At 60.1% G+C, this 17327-nt stretch carries 14 protein-coding genes; 2 read left to right on the forward strand and 12 right to left on the reverse strand.

Features of this window, described 5'->3' with window-relative positions:
- Positions 1–58 precede the first annotated feature (58 nt).
- On the forward strand, positions 59–949 hold the full coding sequence (locus HQL98_03060) for an HDOD domain-containing protein (GenBank protein MBF0271045.1): 891 nt from the start codon (positions 59–61) through the stop codon (positions 947–949).
- Positions 946–1833: an MBL fold metallo-hydrolase gene (locus tag HQL98_03065; GenBank protein ID MBF0271046.1), complete on the forward strand. Its 888-nt coding sequence runs from the start codon at positions 946–948 to the stop codon at positions 1831–1833. Before HQL98_03060 ends, HQL98_03065 begins: the two co-directional genes overlap by 4 nt.
- An 81-nt stretch (positions 1834–1914) precedes the next feature.
- Here the strand turns inward: HQL98_03065 and HQL98_03070 are convergent, their stop codons facing one another.
- The 12 genes from HQL98_03070 to HQL98_03125 form a co-directional block, all read right to left on the reverse strand.
- Complete coding sequence (locus HQL98_03070) at positions 1915–5064, reverse strand: PAS domain S-box protein (GenBank protein MBF0271047.1); 3150 nt, start codon at positions 5062–5064, stop codon at positions 1915–1917.
- 489 nt (positions 5065–5553) lie between these two features.
- Positions 5554–7806: a response regulator gene (locus HQL98_03075; protein MBF0271048.1), complete on the reverse strand. Its 2253-nt coding sequence runs from the start codon at positions 7804–7806 to the stop codon at positions 5554–5556.
- Complete coding sequence (tgt, locus tag HQL98_03080) at positions 7797–8933, reverse strand: tRNA guanosine(34) transglycosylase Tgt (protein ID MBF0271049.1); 1137 nt, start codon at positions 8931–8933, stop codon at positions 7797–7799. The genes HQL98_03075 and tgt overlap by 10 nt, the downstream gene beginning before the upstream one ends.
- 3 nt (positions 8934–8936) lie before the next feature.
- Positions 8937–10010, reverse strand: coding sequence for a tRNA preQ1(34) S-adenosylmethionine ribosyltransferase-isomerase QueA (queA, locus tag HQL98_03085; protein MBF0271050.1), 1074 nt, complete (start codon positions 10008–10010; stop codon positions 8937–8939).
- Positions 10007–10336: a hypothetical protein gene (locus tag HQL98_03090; protein MBF0271051.1), complete on the reverse strand. Its 330-nt coding sequence runs from the start codon at positions 10334–10336 to the stop codon at positions 10007–10009. Before HQL98_03090 ends, queA begins: the two co-directional genes overlap by 4 nt.
- A gap of 3 nt (positions 10337–10339) precedes the next feature.
- Positions 10340–11116 (reverse strand): 3-deoxy-manno-octulosonate cytidylyltransferase, encoded by a 777-nt coding sequence (gene kdsB / locus HQL98_03095; GenBank protein ID MBF0271052.1) that lies wholly within the window; start codon positions 11114–11116, stop codon positions 10340–10342.
- A gap of 13 nt (positions 11117–11129) precedes the next feature.
- A complete protein-coding gene (locus tag HQL98_03100) occupies positions 11130–11936 on the reverse strand; it encodes a DUF3108 domain-containing protein (protein ID MBF0271053.1) in 807 nt (268 codons plus the stop codon).
- Between the two features lie 140 nt (positions 11937–12076).
- Entirely contained in the window at positions 12077–12559 is a 483-nt protein-coding gene (locus HQL98_03105; protein MBF0271054.1) for an NfeD family protein, read from the reverse strand.
- Entirely contained in the window at positions 12556–13488 is a 933-nt protein-coding gene (locus tag HQL98_03110) for an SPFH/Band 7/PHB domain protein (protein ID MBF0271055.1), read from the reverse strand. Before HQL98_03110 ends, HQL98_03105 begins: the two co-directional genes overlap by 4 nt.
- 242 nt (positions 13489–13730) lie before the next feature.
- Positions 13731–14669 (reverse strand): exopolyphosphatase, encoded by a 939-nt coding sequence (locus HQL98_03115; protein ID MBF0271056.1) that lies wholly within the window; start codon positions 14667–14669, stop codon positions 13731–13733.
- A 114-nt stretch (positions 14670–14783) separates the two neighbouring features.
- Entirely contained in the window at positions 14784–16979 is a 2196-nt protein-coding gene (gene rlmKL, locus HQL98_03120) for a bifunctional 23S rRNA (guanine(2069)-N(7))-methyltransferase RlmK/23S rRNA (guanine(2445)-N(2))-methyltransferase RlmL (GenBank protein ID MBF0271057.1), read from the reverse strand.
- 31 nt (positions 16980–17010) lie between these two features.
- Entirely contained in the window at positions 17011–17304 is a 294-nt protein-coding gene (locus HQL98_03125; protein ID MBF0271058.1) for a DUF2312 domain-containing protein, read from the reverse strand.
- Positions 17305–17327 lie beyond the last annotated feature (23 nt).

The raw sequence follows: 17327 nt of genomic DNA on the forward strand, positions 1-17327 counted from the left end.
CCATCTTGGCCCACATTGACCCATTATTGCGCCTCACATACCCAACCGACGGTGAACCATGGGGCATTCCAAAAAGAAACTGCTCAACCTCGTAGACGGTATGCCGGCCTTTCCGCCGAGCGTCTACCACATTCTCAAGCTCACCGCGGACATCAACTGCGCCCCCAAAGCTTTGGTGCGGGTCATCGACCTGGATCCGGTGTTGACCATCAAGCTGTTGCAACTGGTCAACTCCCCTTATTTCGGCCTCTCCCGACAGATCGGCTCCATTCGTCAGGCCGTGGTTTTCGTGGGCATCAACACCATCAAAAACCTCGCCCTGACCATCGCTCCCATGGAGATGCTCAGCCGCGACACCCTCAACACCCCTTTTCTGGAAGGGTTGCTCTCTCACGCCATCGCCGTGGGGGTGGTGGCCCGCCATCTGGCCCGCCGCAGTGGCATCTCCGAGGTGGAATCCACCGACTTCTTCGTGGCCGGACTGCTCCACGACTTCGGAAAAATCGCCCTGCACCGCTTTTTCCCGGAAAAACACGCCAAGGCTTTGGCGCTGGCCAGCAAAAAACAGATCCCCCTCCACGTCGCCGAACAGGAAATCCTCAACCTCGACCACGCCCAGGTCGGCGCCCTGCTGGCCGACAAATGGCAACTGCCCCCGGGCTGTCAGGCCAGCATGGGCCAGCATCACAACTGGAAACATTGCGGGGATTCGGCGGTACTCGATTGTGTCTTTGCGGCCAACATCATCGCCAAAACCATCGGCGTCGGCCACTCCGGCAATCCCGTGATCGACCACCACCTCCCCCCCGAAGTGGAACATCGCCTGGGCGGCAATCTGTCGGATTTGATCGGCACCCTGGGAGACATCTCCGGAGAGATGCACAAGGTGCAACTTTTTATCCACTCCTGGCAAACCGATTCACCTCTCAACCCCACAGAGCCCACATGAAAATCAAATTCTGGGGCGTGCGCGGTTCCATCGCCACGCCGGGGGCCTCCACGGTCCGCTATGGTGGCAACACCACCTGCATCGAAGTGCGCAGCGACGACAACGACCTGATCATCCTCGACGCCGGCACGGGCATCTTCCCCCTGGCCCTGACCCTCTTTTCGGAACTGCCCCTCACCTGCCACCTGTTCATCACCCATACCCACTGGGACCATATCCAGGGATTGCCCTTTTTCATTCCCAATTTCATTCCAGGCAATACCTTGCGCATCCATGGCGCCTACGATCCCATCGCCCGCCGGGACATCCGCGACATCCTCTCCGGACAATTGCAATACTGCTATTTCCCGGTGCGGGAAGCCGAACTCAAGGCCAGACTGGAATATGTCACCCTGCGGGAACGGCAAACCGTGGTCACCGGCAGCGCCACGGTTACCAATATTCTCATGAATCACCCGGTGCTCAACTTCGGCTATCGGATCGAATGCCAGGGGAAATCGGTCTTCTTCACCGGCGATCACGAACATCTGTACAACATCTACGAACCGGATGACGAAGAGTTCACCGAATATGGCCTCTTCATGAACCAGAAAAATCAATCCATCATCGATTTCATCCGTGGCGTGGATGTGCTGATCGCCGATACCTCCTACACCCTGGAAGACTATCCGGCCAAAAAAGGCTGGGGCCACGGCACCTTCGATGCCAACATCGCCCTGGCCCGGGAGGCGGGGGTCAAGACCCTGTTCTTCACCCATCACGAACCCACCCGCTCCGACGACGCCCTGGAACGGGCTCTGGCCGAGGCCATGGCCCGCAATCCCCGTCGCCCCGGCGATCCCCAGTTTCTGCTGGCCCGGGAAGGATTGGTGTATGAGTTGTGAGGGGATTGATGGATAAAGAAAACAAGCACAATCCTGGGGGAGGAATCCCCCAGACCCCCGCTTTTTTTCAACAATATGTCATTATGTTCGGCAATAGGCTCCCAGGGCCGCCATGACCCGCGCCGACTCCGCTTCCAACCGCACCGCCAGATCCTTGGCTCCGAGCAAGGATCCCTGACGGGTCAACGTATCCAACTCCGTGGCCAACGCGCTGAACTGAATCGCTCCCAACTGACGCGAAGGGCTTTTCAACGGATGGGTCACCAAATGCACGCCTTCCGCGTCTCCCCCCGCCAAAGCCTCACGAATGGCCGCCAACCGCTCCGGCAGGATGTCCAGAAAAGCCTGCGCCACCTCCCGCACCGCCTCCTCCCCCAACACCTCCCGCAACTGCTCCAGAATGCGCCCATCCAAACACTCCGCCTCTCCCACCGGACCGCCTCCCGGACCCGCCGACACCATCAACGGCGCTTCCGAAGCGCACCCCAGCAACCAACGGGATAACGCGTCTTTAAAACTATTAAAATTCAAAGGCTTGGCAAGATAGTCATCCATGCCCGCCGCCAGACACCGCTCCCGGTCTCCCTGCAAGGCAAACGCCGTCACCGCCACGATGGGGGTGTGATGCGCCCCCCCGGTGGCAGCCTCCCATTGACGCCATTGGCCCGTGGCCGTGAAACCATCCATCACCGGCATCTGACAATCCATCAACACCAGATCGAAAGGCATGGCGCGCAATTTCTCCAACGCCTCCGCCCCGTTTTCAGCGGTCTCGAATCCGATCCCCAACTTGCGCAGCATGACACTCACCACCTTGCGATTGACCGGATCATCCTCCACCAACAGCAATCGCACATCCGGCCCGAACGCCCCACCGGAGGCAGTCGGCATCGCAGGGGAGAGATCCGATCGGCCATGCTCACACTCCCCGGCGACCACATCCACCAACGGCAAGGTGAAATGAAACCCACTGCCCACACCCACGGTACTTTCCACCCACAACCGCCCACCGGTCTGCTCCACCAACCGCCGACACAAGGCCAATCCCAAACCGGTTCCCCCGAACTGTCGGGAATGGGAGGAATCCACCTGGGTGAACGGATCAAAAATCACCGCCAACTTGTCCGGAGGAATGCCAATGCCCGTATCCCGAACCGTGAACCGGGCCATGCGTCCCCGTGAGGTTTCCTCCCCCGCGTCCACTTCCAGCCCCACCATCCCCTCCCCGGTGAACTTGACCGCGTTGCCCAACAAGTTACGCAACACCAGTCGCAACGCCTTTTCCTCGCCCCTGGCCTGCTCCGGCACGCCGGGACCGATCCGGGTTTCCAGTTGCAACCCCTTGCGACGGGCCTGCACCCTGGAGGCCGCCGCCAACTCTTCCACCAGACCCGCCACCCGGAAAATAGTCCCCTCCGAAACGCTTTTCCCGGACTTGGACCAGGCCCACTCCAGCATGTCGTTGATCAATCCCACCAAGCCCCGACTCGCGGTCAACACCCCGTTGACCCACTCCCGCTGCTCCCCATCCAACCGGCTCGACGCCAACAGATCGGAAAAACCGATAATGGCGTTCATCGGGGTACGGAACTCATGACTCATGACCGCCAGGAATTCACTCTTGGCCCGATTGCCCGCTTCGGCCTCCTCCTTAGCCCGTCGCAACTCCTCTTCGCTGCGCTTGCGCTCGGTGATGTCTTGCACCGTGCCCACCATGCTCATCGGACGCCCGGACGCATCATGGGTCACCTCTCCCACCTCCACCACCACCCGGACCACTCCATCCGGTCGCACAATACGATGTTCGACCACATAAGGAATGTCTCCGTCCTCCAAGGAGAGGGCCACCGCATGACGCACCCGCAAACGATCCTCGGGATGCACCGTCCCCTCGAACCACTCGTAATTGGCCACACTCTCCCCGGGACGCACCCCGAAGATCCGATACACCTCATCCGACCAGGTCAACCGGTCCTGCTCGATATCCCACTCCCAGCTCCCCAGATGGGCCAACTCCTGGGCCTTGGCCAGATTCTCCCGACTTTTGCGCAGCACGTCCTCGGCCCGCTTGCGCTCGGCGATATCCCGCAGCACCGCCGCGAAAAAAAGTCGCCCATCTCCGTCGGTCCAGGAGGCGATGGAAATTTCGATGGGAAACTCCCGCCCATCCCGATGCCGCCCAAAGGCCTCGAAGGTACGACCGACCGGCAGAGCATCCCGGGCAGCGTGCAACAAATGCATGCCTCGGACATGCCCATCCAACAGCCGCTCCGGAACCATCATGGCCATGGGCTGCCCGATCACCTCTTCCCGTTTGTAGCCGAAAATGGTCTCCGCCGCCCGATTCCAAAAAAGGATCAGACCCTTTTCGCTGACGGAAACAATGGCATCGTGCAAAGCCTCGGTGATGGTCCGCAGTTGATCATCCACATGCTGCCGATGACGCATCTCGGTGACCAGCTCGGCGGTACGGGCCACCACCAGGGACTCCTGACGTTCGTTCTCCGATTGCAACCGCAGCATGGTGGTGCGCATCTGCATCAGCAGCAGCAACGACAGGGCGCTCCAGAACAACCAAGCCACCCCATGATAAATCAACACCACCCGTTTCTGATCGGTCATGGCATCCAGGATGTCTGCCGCCGGAAAGGTGATGCTCAATCCCCCCCGCACATCCCCCACCCGATACCCCTGATGGGCATGACACGCCAGACACGACTCCCGGGTTATCAGCGGGGCCATAAAACGGAATCGGGGGGGAGCATCGTCAAGCAGGGAAATTCGTTCCCGCACACCGGTCTCAAAGGCCCGCAAGGCCTCTTTTTCCCAGGAGTCCGGGGCATTTTCGGGGCGCAAAGGCAACAAACTGGTCAGGTGCAAGGACATGTAGCCGGTTTGCAAAGCCACTTCGCCGATCTGACGGGTCATATAGGCGGGATTGAGCCGGGTGAGCCGTTCTCCCTTGTCGGTGATCAGAGTACGATCCCCCGGATCCAGATAGGCATTGGGCGGAGTCGTTTCGGTGGTCGGCACAAACACGCCGCCATGCTGAGCGTTCCATACCCGCACCGTCTCCACGAACTGAAACACCATCCGTCCCCGATTGACCCCCAGATCGATCCCCTGACGATCCAGATTCCCCACATTCCACCAATAAGAAGCAACCAGAATCCCGGTCCAGATCAAAAAAGGCACGATCCAATAACGCCGACGCAGCAGAATGCCCTTCATGACGGCTCCACCCCTCCCGCGTCCGGGAATGCCCACAACAGCCACCACCCACGGCTTCCAAAGCGCGCCATGGTGACAACAACCAATCCACCATCCCGATTCACAAGACCATCATACACGGTGTGCGGTCTCATTTCTGCTCCAGGAATGTACCTTGTAGACCCCTCACCTTTTCTCCAAACCCCACCTGAAATCAAAAAAGGACCCTTTATGGAACCAGTCCGGTTTCCGGATGCCATGGAACACACCTTGACTGAATCGTGACGGCTCCATCACACAGCATGATGCAAGAATATTGAATTGCTTCCCCCCCGGCAACTCAAAAATGGATGATCTTATTTCAAGCCATTCTTCCTGAGTGTTGCGGTGCCGATCCGGATTTACGAAAAGATCGGATTGCAATTCTTTAAATCATATCAAAACACACGACTCTCCCAGACCAGGCAACCAACGATTCATTCCCCGCCATCCAAACAATCCTTGGATGCCTTATCCTTTCCGCCTGTCCAACACTCCTTGCAATTCGGCAATCAGACGATTCTTCTTGATGGGCTTTGTCAGAAACAGATCACATCCGGCTTCCAGGCAACGTTCCCGCTCTCCGGACATGGCATGCGCGGTGAGGGCGATGATGGGGGTGGGTTTTTCGCCTCTGGCGTTCTCCATGACCCGCAAAACCTGGGTCGCCTCATGACCATCCATCACCGGCATCTGAATGTCCATGATAATCGCATCAAACCGCTCGCCACGAAAACAACGATCCACCGCTTCCCGGCCATTGACCGCCATTTCGACCCGATGTCCCTCATGCTCGAAGATGGTGCTCAGCAGAATCCGATTGTCCGCGGCATCGTCCACCACCAGAATGGCAAGGGAAGTGACCGGTCCAGCCGCAACCGTCGGGACATCGGGCACGAGGGTTTCCGGTGCCGTCGGCAGACACGCGGCCTCGGTTGCGGGATCGAGCAGGAGAGGCAACGAAAAATAAAACACACTCCCCAAAGAGACCCCACGACTCTCCGCCCAAACCGTCCCGCCCATGGCATCCGACAGACGGGTACAAATCGCCAACCCCAACCCGCTGCCCCCGAATTGTCGGGTATCCGAAGGGTCGGCCTGGGTGAAGGCCTCGAAAATGGTTTGCAACTGTTCGGGATGCACACCGATTCCCGTATCCTCGATGGCGAAAGTCACCACCACCGCCTGCGCCCCGCTCACCTCTTCGCTCACCCGTAACGTCACCCGCCCCTCGGCGGTGAATTTGATCGCATTGCCCAACAGATTCACCAATACCTGCCGAATCCGCACCCGGTCTCCGAGCAGACGATCCGGGATGCCCGGCTGAACCTCGCAACTCAAGACCAGTTGCTTGTCCAAGGCCGCCCCGATGAACAGCTCCAACGTGCCATCCACCAACTCCCGCAAGCCAAACGGCGTCCGATCCACCACCAGACGACCCGACTCCACCTTGGCCAGATCCAGGATATCGTTGATCAGACACAACAAGGTATTCCCGGCATTCCGGATCGCGGCCAGATAACGCCGCTCATCCTCTTTCAATCCGGCCCGGGCTTCGAGAATCTCGCTGAAGCCGATGATCACATTCATCGGAGTGCGAATCTCATGGCTCATCGTGGACAGGAACTCCCCCTTGGCCCGGGAGGCTCCCAAAGCCTGATCCCTGGCCTCCTGCAACTCCCGGGTTCGCTCCACAATGGCCTGTTCCAACGTGCGCTTGTACTGCCCCAGAATATCGATCTCATCCCCGGGGGGATCGGCGGGCAGGTTGGTCAGCACCGAAAGATCCCCGGCCTGAATCCGCGCGGTCAGGGCATTGATGGGCCTGATGATGATCTTCCTCAAGAAAATCATCATGACCCCCAGGGTGATCATGGCCGAACAAAACTGAAACAGCATGCCGGTCAAAATGGCCTGGCTGCCCAGGGCGGTATGGACCTTTTTGGCGTCGGCACGCAGCAGCAACGGAGAACGGGACTCGACATCCGGCAACAGGGTGTAAAAATGGCTCGACTCATCCTCGATACGCAGTACATGAGTCGGGGCATTTTTGGCAGTCAGCCGGCCCAGAGCCTCCCGCTCGACATCCGGCATCGCTCCCCCCGGCACCCACACCTGAAAAAACACATCGGTCTGCTCCCGCAAGGTTTTCAGCAGATCCTCATCCAGAAACCGCCCCATCACCAGACTGCCCCGGGTTGGTCCCTTGCGTTCGCTGGTCAAAATGGGAAACGCCGCCACCAGCAACGGCCCGCGATCCGTGAGCAAAATGCCCTGATTGCCCTCCAGCAAACGGGGATAATCCCGCAACGGATGACCGGGACGGTTGACAGGAAAATCCGGCCAGGGATGAATCTTTTTGTCATTGTTGTCGATAATATGGCCCCACACCACCTGTTCGTCATGGTCATAATAAAAAAGCAGATCCACATGCACATTGACAATGATGTCAGGGCCCAGATTGCTGGCCACATACTCCGGATTGTGATCCGCGATGAAGCGATAGGTATCATCCCAGAAGGCCCAGTCCTGGGCCATCAGCCCCAAATGATGCAGCTCCCGCCGGATGGCCTGTTCGCTTCGATGGCCATTCTCACGGGCTTCCGACTCGTCGAGACGCTCAAAACTGGGATAGATCACATAGCGTTGCACCAGACCAGAAAAACCGATGAACAGTCCGGCCACCAACACGGCGATCCACAGCAGTTTGGAGCCTAGGGACACGCCACCTCTCCTGCTCTTTTGGCGTGGAACTCCTGCCTAAACGCCTCGAAGCGATCCGCCACCACCGCCGCACGCATGTCGGCCATGAGGTCTTGATAATAGTGAAGATTGTGAATGGTCATCAGCCGGTGGCCCAGGATTTCCCGGGCGCGGAACAGATGATGCAGATAAGCCAATCCAAAACGCCGACAGGTGGGACAACCGCACTCCGGATCCGCCGGACCCGGATCCTCCCGGAACCGGGCGGTCTTGACATTGATGGCCCCCCGACGGGTGAACAGTTGACCATTGCGGGCATTGCGGGTGGGCAGCACACAATCGAACATGTCCACGCCACACCCCACGGCCATGACCAGATCCTCGGGCTTGCCCACCCCCATGAGATAGCGGGGTCGATCCTTGGGCAACAGGGCCGGGGCGTAAGAGAGTACTTCGGCCATCAGGGGTTTGGGTTCGCCCACGGACAATCCCCCCAGGGCATAACCATCAAAACCGATTTCGATCAACCCTTCCGCCGAGGCCCGACGCAAATCCCGATCCATTCCCCCCTGCATGATGCCGAACAAGGCACGACCATCCTCTCCGCCGTCGAAGCGGGCCGCCTTGCAGCGGGCTCCCCAGCGCAACGACAGTTCCATGGAACGGGCCAGATAATCCCGTTCCGCCGGATAAGGGGGGCACTCGTCCAGTTGCATCAGGATATCCGAATCCAGTTTTTCCTGGACCCGCACGGCGATTTCCGGGCTGAGGAAACGGGCCGAGCCATCCAGATGGGAGCGGAACGCCACCCCTTCTTCGCTGATCTTGCGCAACGCCGAAAGACTGAAAACCTGATATCCTCCCGAATCCGTCAAGATGGGTCCGGCCCACTGCATGAAGCTGTGCAAGCCTCCGAGCCGCGCCACGGTTTCGTGGCCGGGACGCAAGAACAGGTGATAGGTATTGGCCAGCAGAATGCCAGCCCCCGTGGCCCGCACGTCTTCCGGATCCATGGCCTTGACCGTGGCCGCGGTGCCCACGGGCATGAAAGCCGGGGTTTCCACCACACCACGGGGGGTATGCACCCGACCGCGCCGGGCACCCGACGGATCCTCATGCAGCAACTCGAAGGAAAAACGCCCACTCATCTTTCAGCCATCTCCATCCGGAAACAACAAATTGGCGTCCCCATACGAGTAGAACCGATAACCCGCTTCCACGGCATGGGCATAATCCCGTTCCTGTCTGGCCTTGCCGGTGAACGCGGCCACCAGCATCAGCAAGGTGGATTTGGGCAGATGAAAATTGGTGATCAGCAGATCCACAGCACGGAAGCGATATCCCGGCAAAACGAACAATCCGGTTTCGCAACGCATCGGCTCCACCGCTCCGGATGCTCCTACCGCCGACTCCAGCATGCGGGCCACGGTAGTGCCCACCGCCACCACCCGTCCCCCGGCGCGACGGGTGGCGTTGACCTGGTGGGCGGTCTCGGGGGGCAAAGAGAACCATTCCCGATGCATCACATGCCCGGACAACGCCTCATGGCGCACCGGCTGAAAAGTCCCCAGTCCCACATGCAAGGTGCCCATGGCGGTTCCGATCCCCTGGGCCTGAAGGGTGGCGAGCAGATCCGGGGTGAAATGCAGCCCGGCGGTAGGCGCGGCCACCGCACCGGGGTGACGGGCAAACACCGTTTGATACCGCTCCCGATTCTCCTCCACGTCCGACCCGACGATGTAGGGGGGCAAGGGCAGTTCCCCGTGACGCTCCAAAGCCTGCCCGACCCCACCCGACTCCGCCCGCAACCGCACGAAAAACCGCTCCTCCTCCCGCCCTTCCACCTCAGCGGCGAACCCCGCTCCCAGGGTGATCACACTTCCGACCCGCACAGGCCGATTGCTGCCGATCAAGGCTTCCCAAAGGTCCGTCTCCCCGGCCACAGGACGGGACAACAGCACCTCCACCCGCCCTCCGGTGGCTTTGCAGCCGTTCAGACGGGCCGGGATCACCCGGGCGTCGTTGAGTACCAGCAGATCTCCGGCCCGCAACCAGGCGGTCAGATCCGTGAACACCCCGTCGGTGATCCCATCGGACCGACTCACCAACAAACGGGAGGCATCCCGGGGGGTGACGGGACGCTGGGCAATGGCAGACTGGGGCAACGGGTAATCGAAATCACTCAGTTGCCAATCCCGACCCGTCTGGCCCCTGGAAGCGCTCATGGGATGTGAATCACCAACAGGCCCGGATCCCGTTCCACGATCTCCAGACCGGTCTGCCATCCCCACTCCCCATCCCGACAAAAAACCACCCGACAGCGATAGGCATCCACCCCATACGCCTCGGAAACCTCCATCACCACCTCATGATCCTCGGGCAGACAGACCGGAGAGACCACACTCATGCCCCGCAGCCCCATATCCACCATTTCCACCTGATGACGGGCCTCACCGATCACCAACACCCCATACCCGTGTCCATGTCCCGGGATCCGTTTGGATACCCGCACCCGACCTTTTTGCTGTGTTATCCGATGCAGCAGTTCCATGGTTCACTCCTTTGCCGAGGACAAGGATAACCACTCCCTAGCCCGTTGCAGATCCTCCGGGGCATCCACCCCCCCCTTGACCCCAACGGAACTCACCATCACGCGAATCCCGTAGCCATGTTCCAAGACGCGCAACTGTTCCAGCCGTTCCAGCCGTTCCAGAGGGGTGGGTTCCAACGTGGCGAAAATCCGCAGAAAATCGGCACGAAAGCCATACACCCCCACATGCCGCAACACCCCCGTCGGCATCGGACCGGCCACGCCTCCTCCCCCCGCGGACCACAGATCCCGATTCCAGGGAATCGGCGCCCGGGAAAAATAAAGCGCCCGACCAACCCCATCACACACCACCTTCACCACATTGGGGTTGAACACCTCCTGCGGATCGGTCAACGGATGGGCCACCGTGGACATGGCAAAGGCGGAATCCTGCAACAAGGGGCTGGCCACCAGATCGATCAAGGCCGGATCGAGAAAGGGTTCATCCCCTTGCACATTGACGATCACGGTTTCTTGCAGGGTCTCGGCGGCTTCCGCCACCCGATCCGTGCCCGACAGGTGATCCGGGGAAGTCATGACCACCCGACCGCCAAAGGCCACCACCGCGTCACGAATGCGCCAGTCGTCGGTGGCCACCACCACCGAGCTGGCCCCGGAACGACCCGCCGCCTCGCACACCCATTGGATCATGGGTTTGCCACCCAGATCCAAAAGCGGCTTGCCCGGCAGGCGGGTGGAGCCGTACCGGGCGGGAATGACCACCGCGAAACCTTGTTTCATGCCCCCCTCCCCTCTATTTGGACTCCTTCCATTCCCGCTGCTCCCCCCGGCCATCGTTGAAGGAGACCAGATCGGCGGCAACGCTCTTCAAATTGATGTGGCTTTCCACCCGCACCGGCAAACGCCGGGCATCGTTGGTGAGCCAGACAGCAATCGACCCTTCCAAACGGAACAAATCCGAATTGCCCACCATCACGGTGAGGGGCAAGGCGTCATACAGTCCCACCGGAGTGGTAATCCGTTCCACCCGGCCCACCTGCACCCCGACTTGATAAATTTTCTTGCCATCCACCATGGGCACATAGATTTCGGCCCCGGGCACCAGAGCCGGACAGCCCCGCAAGGCATAAAAACCGGTCATCATGTCGTGGACACCCGGCGTGACCCCGCCGATGGTCTGGGGTTCCTCCCCCTCCTGGGTACGCAGAGCCTCACCCCATTCCCGGTCGAAGCGGTATTCGATCAAACGCTTCTGATCCCCGCGTTGCTGATGTTTGGCGTAATACCGGACAGACATCCCCTTGGGGGTCACAGACCCCTCGGCCCGCAACAGATCGTTGATGGGGTGCAACATGCGGATCAATCCGATGGACTCCACCCCTGCCGCCAGGGCATACTGTCCGCTCTGGGCGGGTCTGACCTCCATGAAGGCGGAACCGGCGGGCATTCCCATCCAGTGGATGTTGTAGTTGAGCCGTTCTCCGGGAACCGCACCCAGGGTGCCAGGAGTTGGCTTGGCCGCGAAGGACGAGGTGGCACAGACCAGGAGAAAACACCCGACCAGCCAAAGGATGACCGGGACCGCGACACTTTTTTTCATGCGATTCCATCCATGTTGCGCGAACCGACGACCTGCCCGGTCCTTTCTGAAATGATCATCCTAAAACATGCCGTGGGAATGGCATGAACACACCCGACCAGGATATACCGGTGGTCCAGGGACACCCGCGCAACCACCCCTCACCCCGGAGGGGGATTCACCGGTTCCACCCGCAACGCCAGCCCTTCGATCGCCGTCACCCGAACGCAGGCTCCCACGGGAAGATCCGGTCCAACCACTTTCCAGCTGGAGTCATCCACCCGGACCCGGGCCGCGCCACCCACCAGGGGGACATCCAGGGTCAGCAGACGTCCCACCAGTTGCACCCCGCGCCGATTCAGCGTGGATGTTGACGGTTTGAAACGTCGCTTCCAAAACCCATGCCACACGATCAACGACAGCAAAGACAGTCCGGCAAACCCGAACCACTGCAATCGCCAATCCAAAGCGGGAAACAGCGCCAGCACCCCCCCCACCACTAAGGCGGCGAACCCCAGCCACAAACAAAAAAAGGCCGGAGAAAGCAACTCGAAAATCACCAGCAATACCGCTACCCCCCACCAGTGCCACGACTCCATCCGCTCCCAGGATACCGACAACACCGTCCAGGAGGCGGGATTCATGGGGAAGACTCCCCGCTCCGACCCGTGGCGGCCCGGGTCAACTCCGCCACCCCCCCCAAGGCTCCCAACACTCCGGTGGCGTCCAGGGGCAGAAACACCACTTTCTGGTTGTTCGCCGAGGCGATCCGTCCCAGGGCATCCACATAACGTTGCGCGACAAAATAATTGATCGCCTGGATATTGCCCGCCGCGATGGCCTCGGAGACCATGCGGGTGGCCCGGGCTTCCGCCTCCGCCTGACGCTCCCGTCCCTCGGCTTCCCGGAAGGCCGCCTCCCGCTTGCCCTCCGCCGCCAGGATAGCCGCCTGTTTTTCCCCTTCGGCCCGCAAAATCTCCGCCTGCCGGAACCCTTCGGCCTCCAGAATGGCGGCCCGCTTGGTGCGTTCGGCCTTCATCTGCCCGGCCATGGATTCCACCAGATCCTTGGGAGGAGTGATGTCCTTGATTTCGATCCGGGTCACCTTCACGCCCCAGGGATGGGTCGCGTCATCCACCACCGCGAGCAGACGGGCGTTGATCTCGTCGCGTTTGGAGAGCAGCTCGTCCATGTCCATGGAGCCCATCACCGTGCGAATGTTGGTGGTGGTCAAATTGTGAATGGCGTAAGAAAGGTTGCTCACCTCGTAGGCCGCCTTGGAGGCGTCCAGCACTTGAAAGAACACCACCCCATCCACCCGAACCATGGCGTTGTCCTTGGTGATCACCTCCTGGGAGGGGACATCCAGCACCTGTTCCATCATGTTCATCTTGGTGCCGACCCGATCGATCATGGGCACGATGACATTGAAACCCGGAGGCAGGGTGCGGATGTATCGACCCCAACGCTCCAGGGTGTACTCCTGGCCCTGGGGCACCACCCGCACTCCCAGCGCCACCAAAACGACCGCCAGCACCACGGTCAGTACCGCCAAACCCGAAATCGGTTCCATGCCCAACCCCACGAATGCGTCTGAAATAGGGATTTCCGAAAAACGCGCACAACGGCTGATCAATCAAAGAAATGGCTTGCGACTTTTCATCAACGACAAATGAAAGACCGAACAGGGGGATCAAAAGCCGGCCCTCCGGCCCAAAGAGAACCGGTACACACACAATCATCCGGAAAAAGAACACAAAAAGACCGCATCCAGCCCTAAAACACAGCCGGATGCGGTCGCGGCCCTTCTCCCGATCAACCGTCCTGGTTGATCCGGGCAATCAACTCCTGAAGGGTCTGGCTGGCCATATCGTTGGCCACCTGACAGGTGCCGGCGTTCTGATGGCCGCCACCACCATACGACAACGCCAGTTCTCCCACATTGGTCTTGGAACCCCGGTCCAGAATCGACTTGCCGATGGCGAACACGGTATTTTGTTTCTGGAATCCCCACAACACATGGATGGAGATGTTGCACTGGGGATACAGGGCATAAATCATGAACCGGTTTCCGGCCCAGATGGTCTCCTCGTCCCGCAGGTCCAGCACCACCAGGTTGTTGTAAACCGTGGAGCAACGTTGCAACTGATCTTTGAACTTGCCTTCGTGTTCAAAGTAGACATCCACCCGCTCTTTGACATCCGGCAGATCCAGGATCTGTTCGATGGTCATTTCCCGGCAGTTGTCGATCAATTGCATCATCAACTGATAGTTGGAAACCCGGAAACTGCGAAACCGTCCCAGCCCGGTACGGGCATCCATCAGGTAATTCATCAACACCCAACCGGTGGGATTGAGAATCTCCTCACGGCTGAAACGGGCGGCGTCGCCTTTGTCCACCGCATCCATGATCTCCTGGGAGATGCGATGAAAGGTGGTGGCGCCACCATAATAATCATACACCACACGGGCCGCCGACGGGGCGTCGGGATGAATGATGTGATTGTCGGGCTTTTCGGCACCCCGGCGAATGGTCTCGCTCAAATGGTGGTCAAAGGCCAGATGGACGCCTTCCACATAAGGGAGATTGGTGGTGATATCGCGATCGGTGATCGCAATCTTGCCATCCTGCATATCCTTGGGATGGACAAATTTGATATCATTAATAATCCCCAGTTCCTTCAACAACACCGCACACACGAGGCCATCGAAATCGCTCCGTGTCACCAGTCGAAACTCTTCCTTGCCACTCATCATACACCTCCAGAAACGAAAATCCCAACACGAGCGGTTTACGCGACCCCGGAGCCGCGCTCATAAATTCTTGGATAATCTAACCGAATCACAAGACGAACGCCAAAAAAAATCTTACCCCCGGCCCCCATCGCGCCAAGAAAAACGCCAACAACTGTGAATGCGGGGATTGCCCTGAAAATCCGGTCCAATGGTCTCCCGGGTGATATCCTGGACAAACAATCCCTCGGGCAAAGCCTCCCGATCCAGCCGAAACCGACGGGAGTTGTTGGAAAAAAACAATACACCATCCGGAGTGAGCAGTCGGGCGGCCAGACCGATCAAGGTCGGGTGTTCCCGTTGCAAATCGAAGGGCCGTTCCATACGGGCGGAGTTGGAAAAAGTCGGGGGATCCAACAAAATGATGTCAAACCGCTCACCGACTCCGGATTGCACCGACTCCGCCAGCCATTCGGCGCAATCCGCCCGCACCAGGCGATGGGCCAGACCGGCATAACCATTCAAAGCCAGATTGCGCCCCGCCCACTCCAGATAGTTGCAGGACAGATCCACCGTCACCGTGGCCGAGGCCCCTCCGGCGGCGGCATAAACCGTGGCGCTGCCGGTGTAACCGAAAAGATTCAAAAAACGCTTGCCGGCGCTGGCATCCCGAATCCGCCGTCGCAACGGGGCGTGATCCAGAAACAATCCCACATCCAACGAGTCGGTGAAATTGACCAGAAAGCGCAATCCCCCCTCCTCCACGGTGACGAACTCCCCCAACTCTCCCATCTTGCGGTACTGTCCCCCGGCCCCTTCGGACTGACGGCGCCGGGTCTTGAAATGGATCTGTTCCGGAGCGATGCCCAAAGCCACCGGAATGGCCGCCAGCACCTCCCCCAACCGACGCCGGGCCACCTGGGGATCCACCTCCGCCGGAGGACGGTACTCCTGCAAATGGATCCAGGGACCATACACATCCACCGCCACCGCATATTCCGGCATGTCCGCGTCATAGAGCCGATAACAGCTCACCTCTGAACGCTTCAACCAGCGATCCAGCCGTTTGCGGTTCTTGCGCAGACGATTGGCGAACATCACCGCCCCCGGAGCCTCCGGATCCCCGGGCTCGGGGGCGACGCTGGTCTCCTCCACCCCTTCGGGTCCCCGCACCACTTTGGGAAGAGCCACCGGATCCAACAGCAACAACCGACAGGGAAGCGCGCCATTGTACAAAGTCCGGGCCACACGGGGTTTCACCCCCAGGGCCTCGGCCAACTCCGGAGCGGCGGTGAAAACCGCGGCCTGCCACCCCTGCAAGCGGGTACGCAACCGGTTGCCCAACAAGGCATAGGTGGACTGCAACCGCTCGATCTCCCCCTGGCGTTCCCCATAGGGGGGATTGACCGCCATCAGTCCCGCCACACCCATGGGCCGCTCCAGATGTTCCAGATCCCGCTTCTCCACCTCGATCCACTGGGACATCCCGGCACTGGCCACATTCTCCATGGCTGCCCCCACCGCCAACGGATCCTTGTCAAACCCGAAAATCGCCGGAATGGCTCCTCTTCCGGCCCTGGCCCGTTCTCTGGCCTCGGCGACAATCCCCCGCCAGATTCCCGGATCGTGTCCCAGCCATCCCATGAAACCGAAATGATCCCGGGACAATCCCGGCGCCACATCCCCGGCCATCCACGCCGCCTCGATCAACAAGGTACCGGATCCGCACATGGGATCCAGCAAACGGCCTCCGGCGCGGGCGATCTCGGGCCAGCCCGCCAGCATCAAAATGGCCGCCGCCAGATTTTCCTTCAGCGGCGCGCTGCCCACCTGCACCCGATAGCCCCGACGGTGCAACGCCTCCCCGGACAGATCGATGCCAATATCCACCCCGCGTCCTTCCGTCAGACGGGCATGGATGCGCAGATCAGGCCGCTCGAAATTCACCGACGGACGCATCCCCGTGCGCTCTCTCAGCCGATCCACCACCGCGTCCTTGACCTTCACCGCCCCGAATCGGGTGTGGCGCACCACCGCATTGGTCCCGGAAAAATCCACGGCCAACGTGCCTTCGGGCCGCAGATGATCCTCCCAGGGCAACGCCAGCAACGCCTGATCCAACCCGTCGATATCGTCCGCCGGCACCCGCGCCAAAGGCAGCAGCAGCCGACTGGCCACCCGGGAGTACAGACACACCCGACACACCACCGAAAAATCCCCCTCGAAGGAGACTCCGGCGGTCAATGGCCGCACCCGACGGGCACCCGCCTGGCGCAACTCGTCGGCCAGCAGGGACTCCATGCCCCGGGGCGACGAAGCGAAAAGCGTCATCCAGGCCGCGCTCATGACCATTTTCCAGGTTTCATTCCATGCCCAACGCACGTTTGTAAAGATCGGTGAGGGTCTCTTCCTCCTCGATCTGATGGGGCTCCATGCTGCGCAAACGCACCACCTTGCGCACGATCTTGGGGTCGAACCCCATGGCCTTGGCCTCGGCGTAAATGGCCCGAATGTCGGCGGCGATGCCAAGTTTTTCCTCTTCCAGCCGCTCGATGCGCTCGACAACCCGACGCAGATCCTCGCTGGAAATCCCTCCCAGGTCGTCCGCCGGGGTGACACGGTCGTGTCCCGCGTTTTCCACCACTTTCAAGTTCATGTTTTGCACCCTCTTTAAAGCCA

It is taken from the genome of Magnetococcales bacterium (assembly GCA_015231755.1).
GTDB lineage: Bacteria > Pseudomonadota > Magnetococcia > Magnetococcales > Magnetaquicoccaceae > Magnetaquiglobus.

What these genes read in the sequence shown, in the direction of transcription:
- HQL98_03060 (MBF0271045.1), top strand. Translation starts at nt 59, where the DNA reads ATGGGGCATTCCAAAAAGAAACTGCTCAACCTCGTAGACGGTATGCCG.
- queA (MBF0271050.1), bottom strand. Translation starts at nt 10,010, where the DNA reads ATGAGCGCTTCCAGGGGCCAGACGGGTCGGGATTGGCAACTGAGTGAT.
- HQL98_03090 (MBF0271051.1), bottom strand. Translation starts at nt 10,336, where the DNA reads ATGGAACTGCTGCATCGGATAACACAGCAAAAAGGTCGGGTGCGGGTA.
- HQL98_03125 (MBF0271058.1), bottom strand. Translation starts at nt 17,304, where the DNA reads ATGAACTTGAAAGTGGTGGAAAACGCGGGACACGACCGTGTCACCCCG.
- HQL98_03070 (MBF0271047.1), bottom strand. Translation starts at nt 5,064, where the DNA reads ATGAAGGGCATTCTGCTGCGTCGGCGTTATTGGATCGTGCCTTTTTTG.
- kdsB (MBF0271052.1), bottom strand. Translation starts at nt 11,116, where the DNA reads ATGAAACAAGGTTTCGCGGTGGTCATTCCCGCCCGGTACGGCTCCACC.
- HQL98_03105 (MBF0271054.1), bottom strand. Translation starts at nt 12,559, where the DNA reads ATGAATCCCGCCTCCTGGACGGTGTTGTCGGTATCCTGGGAGCGGATG.
- rlmKL (MBF0271057.1), bottom strand. Translation starts at nt 16,979, where the DNA reads ATGACGCTTTTCGCTTCGTCGCCCCGGGGCATGGAGTCCCTGCTGGCC.
- HQL98_03100 (MBF0271053.1), bottom strand. Translation starts at nt 11,936, where the DNA reads ATGAAAAAAAGTGTCGCGGTCCCGGTCATCCTTTGGCTGGTCGGGTGT.
- HQL98_03110 (MBF0271055.1), bottom strand. Translation starts at nt 13,488, where the DNA reads ATGGAACCGATTTCGGGTTTGGCGGTACTGACCGTGGTGCTGGCGGTC.
- tgt (MBF0271049.1), bottom strand. Translation starts at nt 8,933, where the DNA reads ATGAGTGGGCGTTTTTCCTTCGAGTTGCTGCATGAGGATCCGTCGGGT.
- HQL98_03115 (MBF0271056.1), bottom strand. Translation starts at nt 14,669, where the DNA reads ATGAGTGGCAAGGAAGAGTTTCGACTGGTGACACGGAGCGATTTCGAT.
- HQL98_03065 (MBF0271046.1), top strand. Translation starts at nt 946, where the DNA reads ATGAAAATCAAATTCTGGGGCGTGCGCGGTTCCATCGCCACGCCGGGG.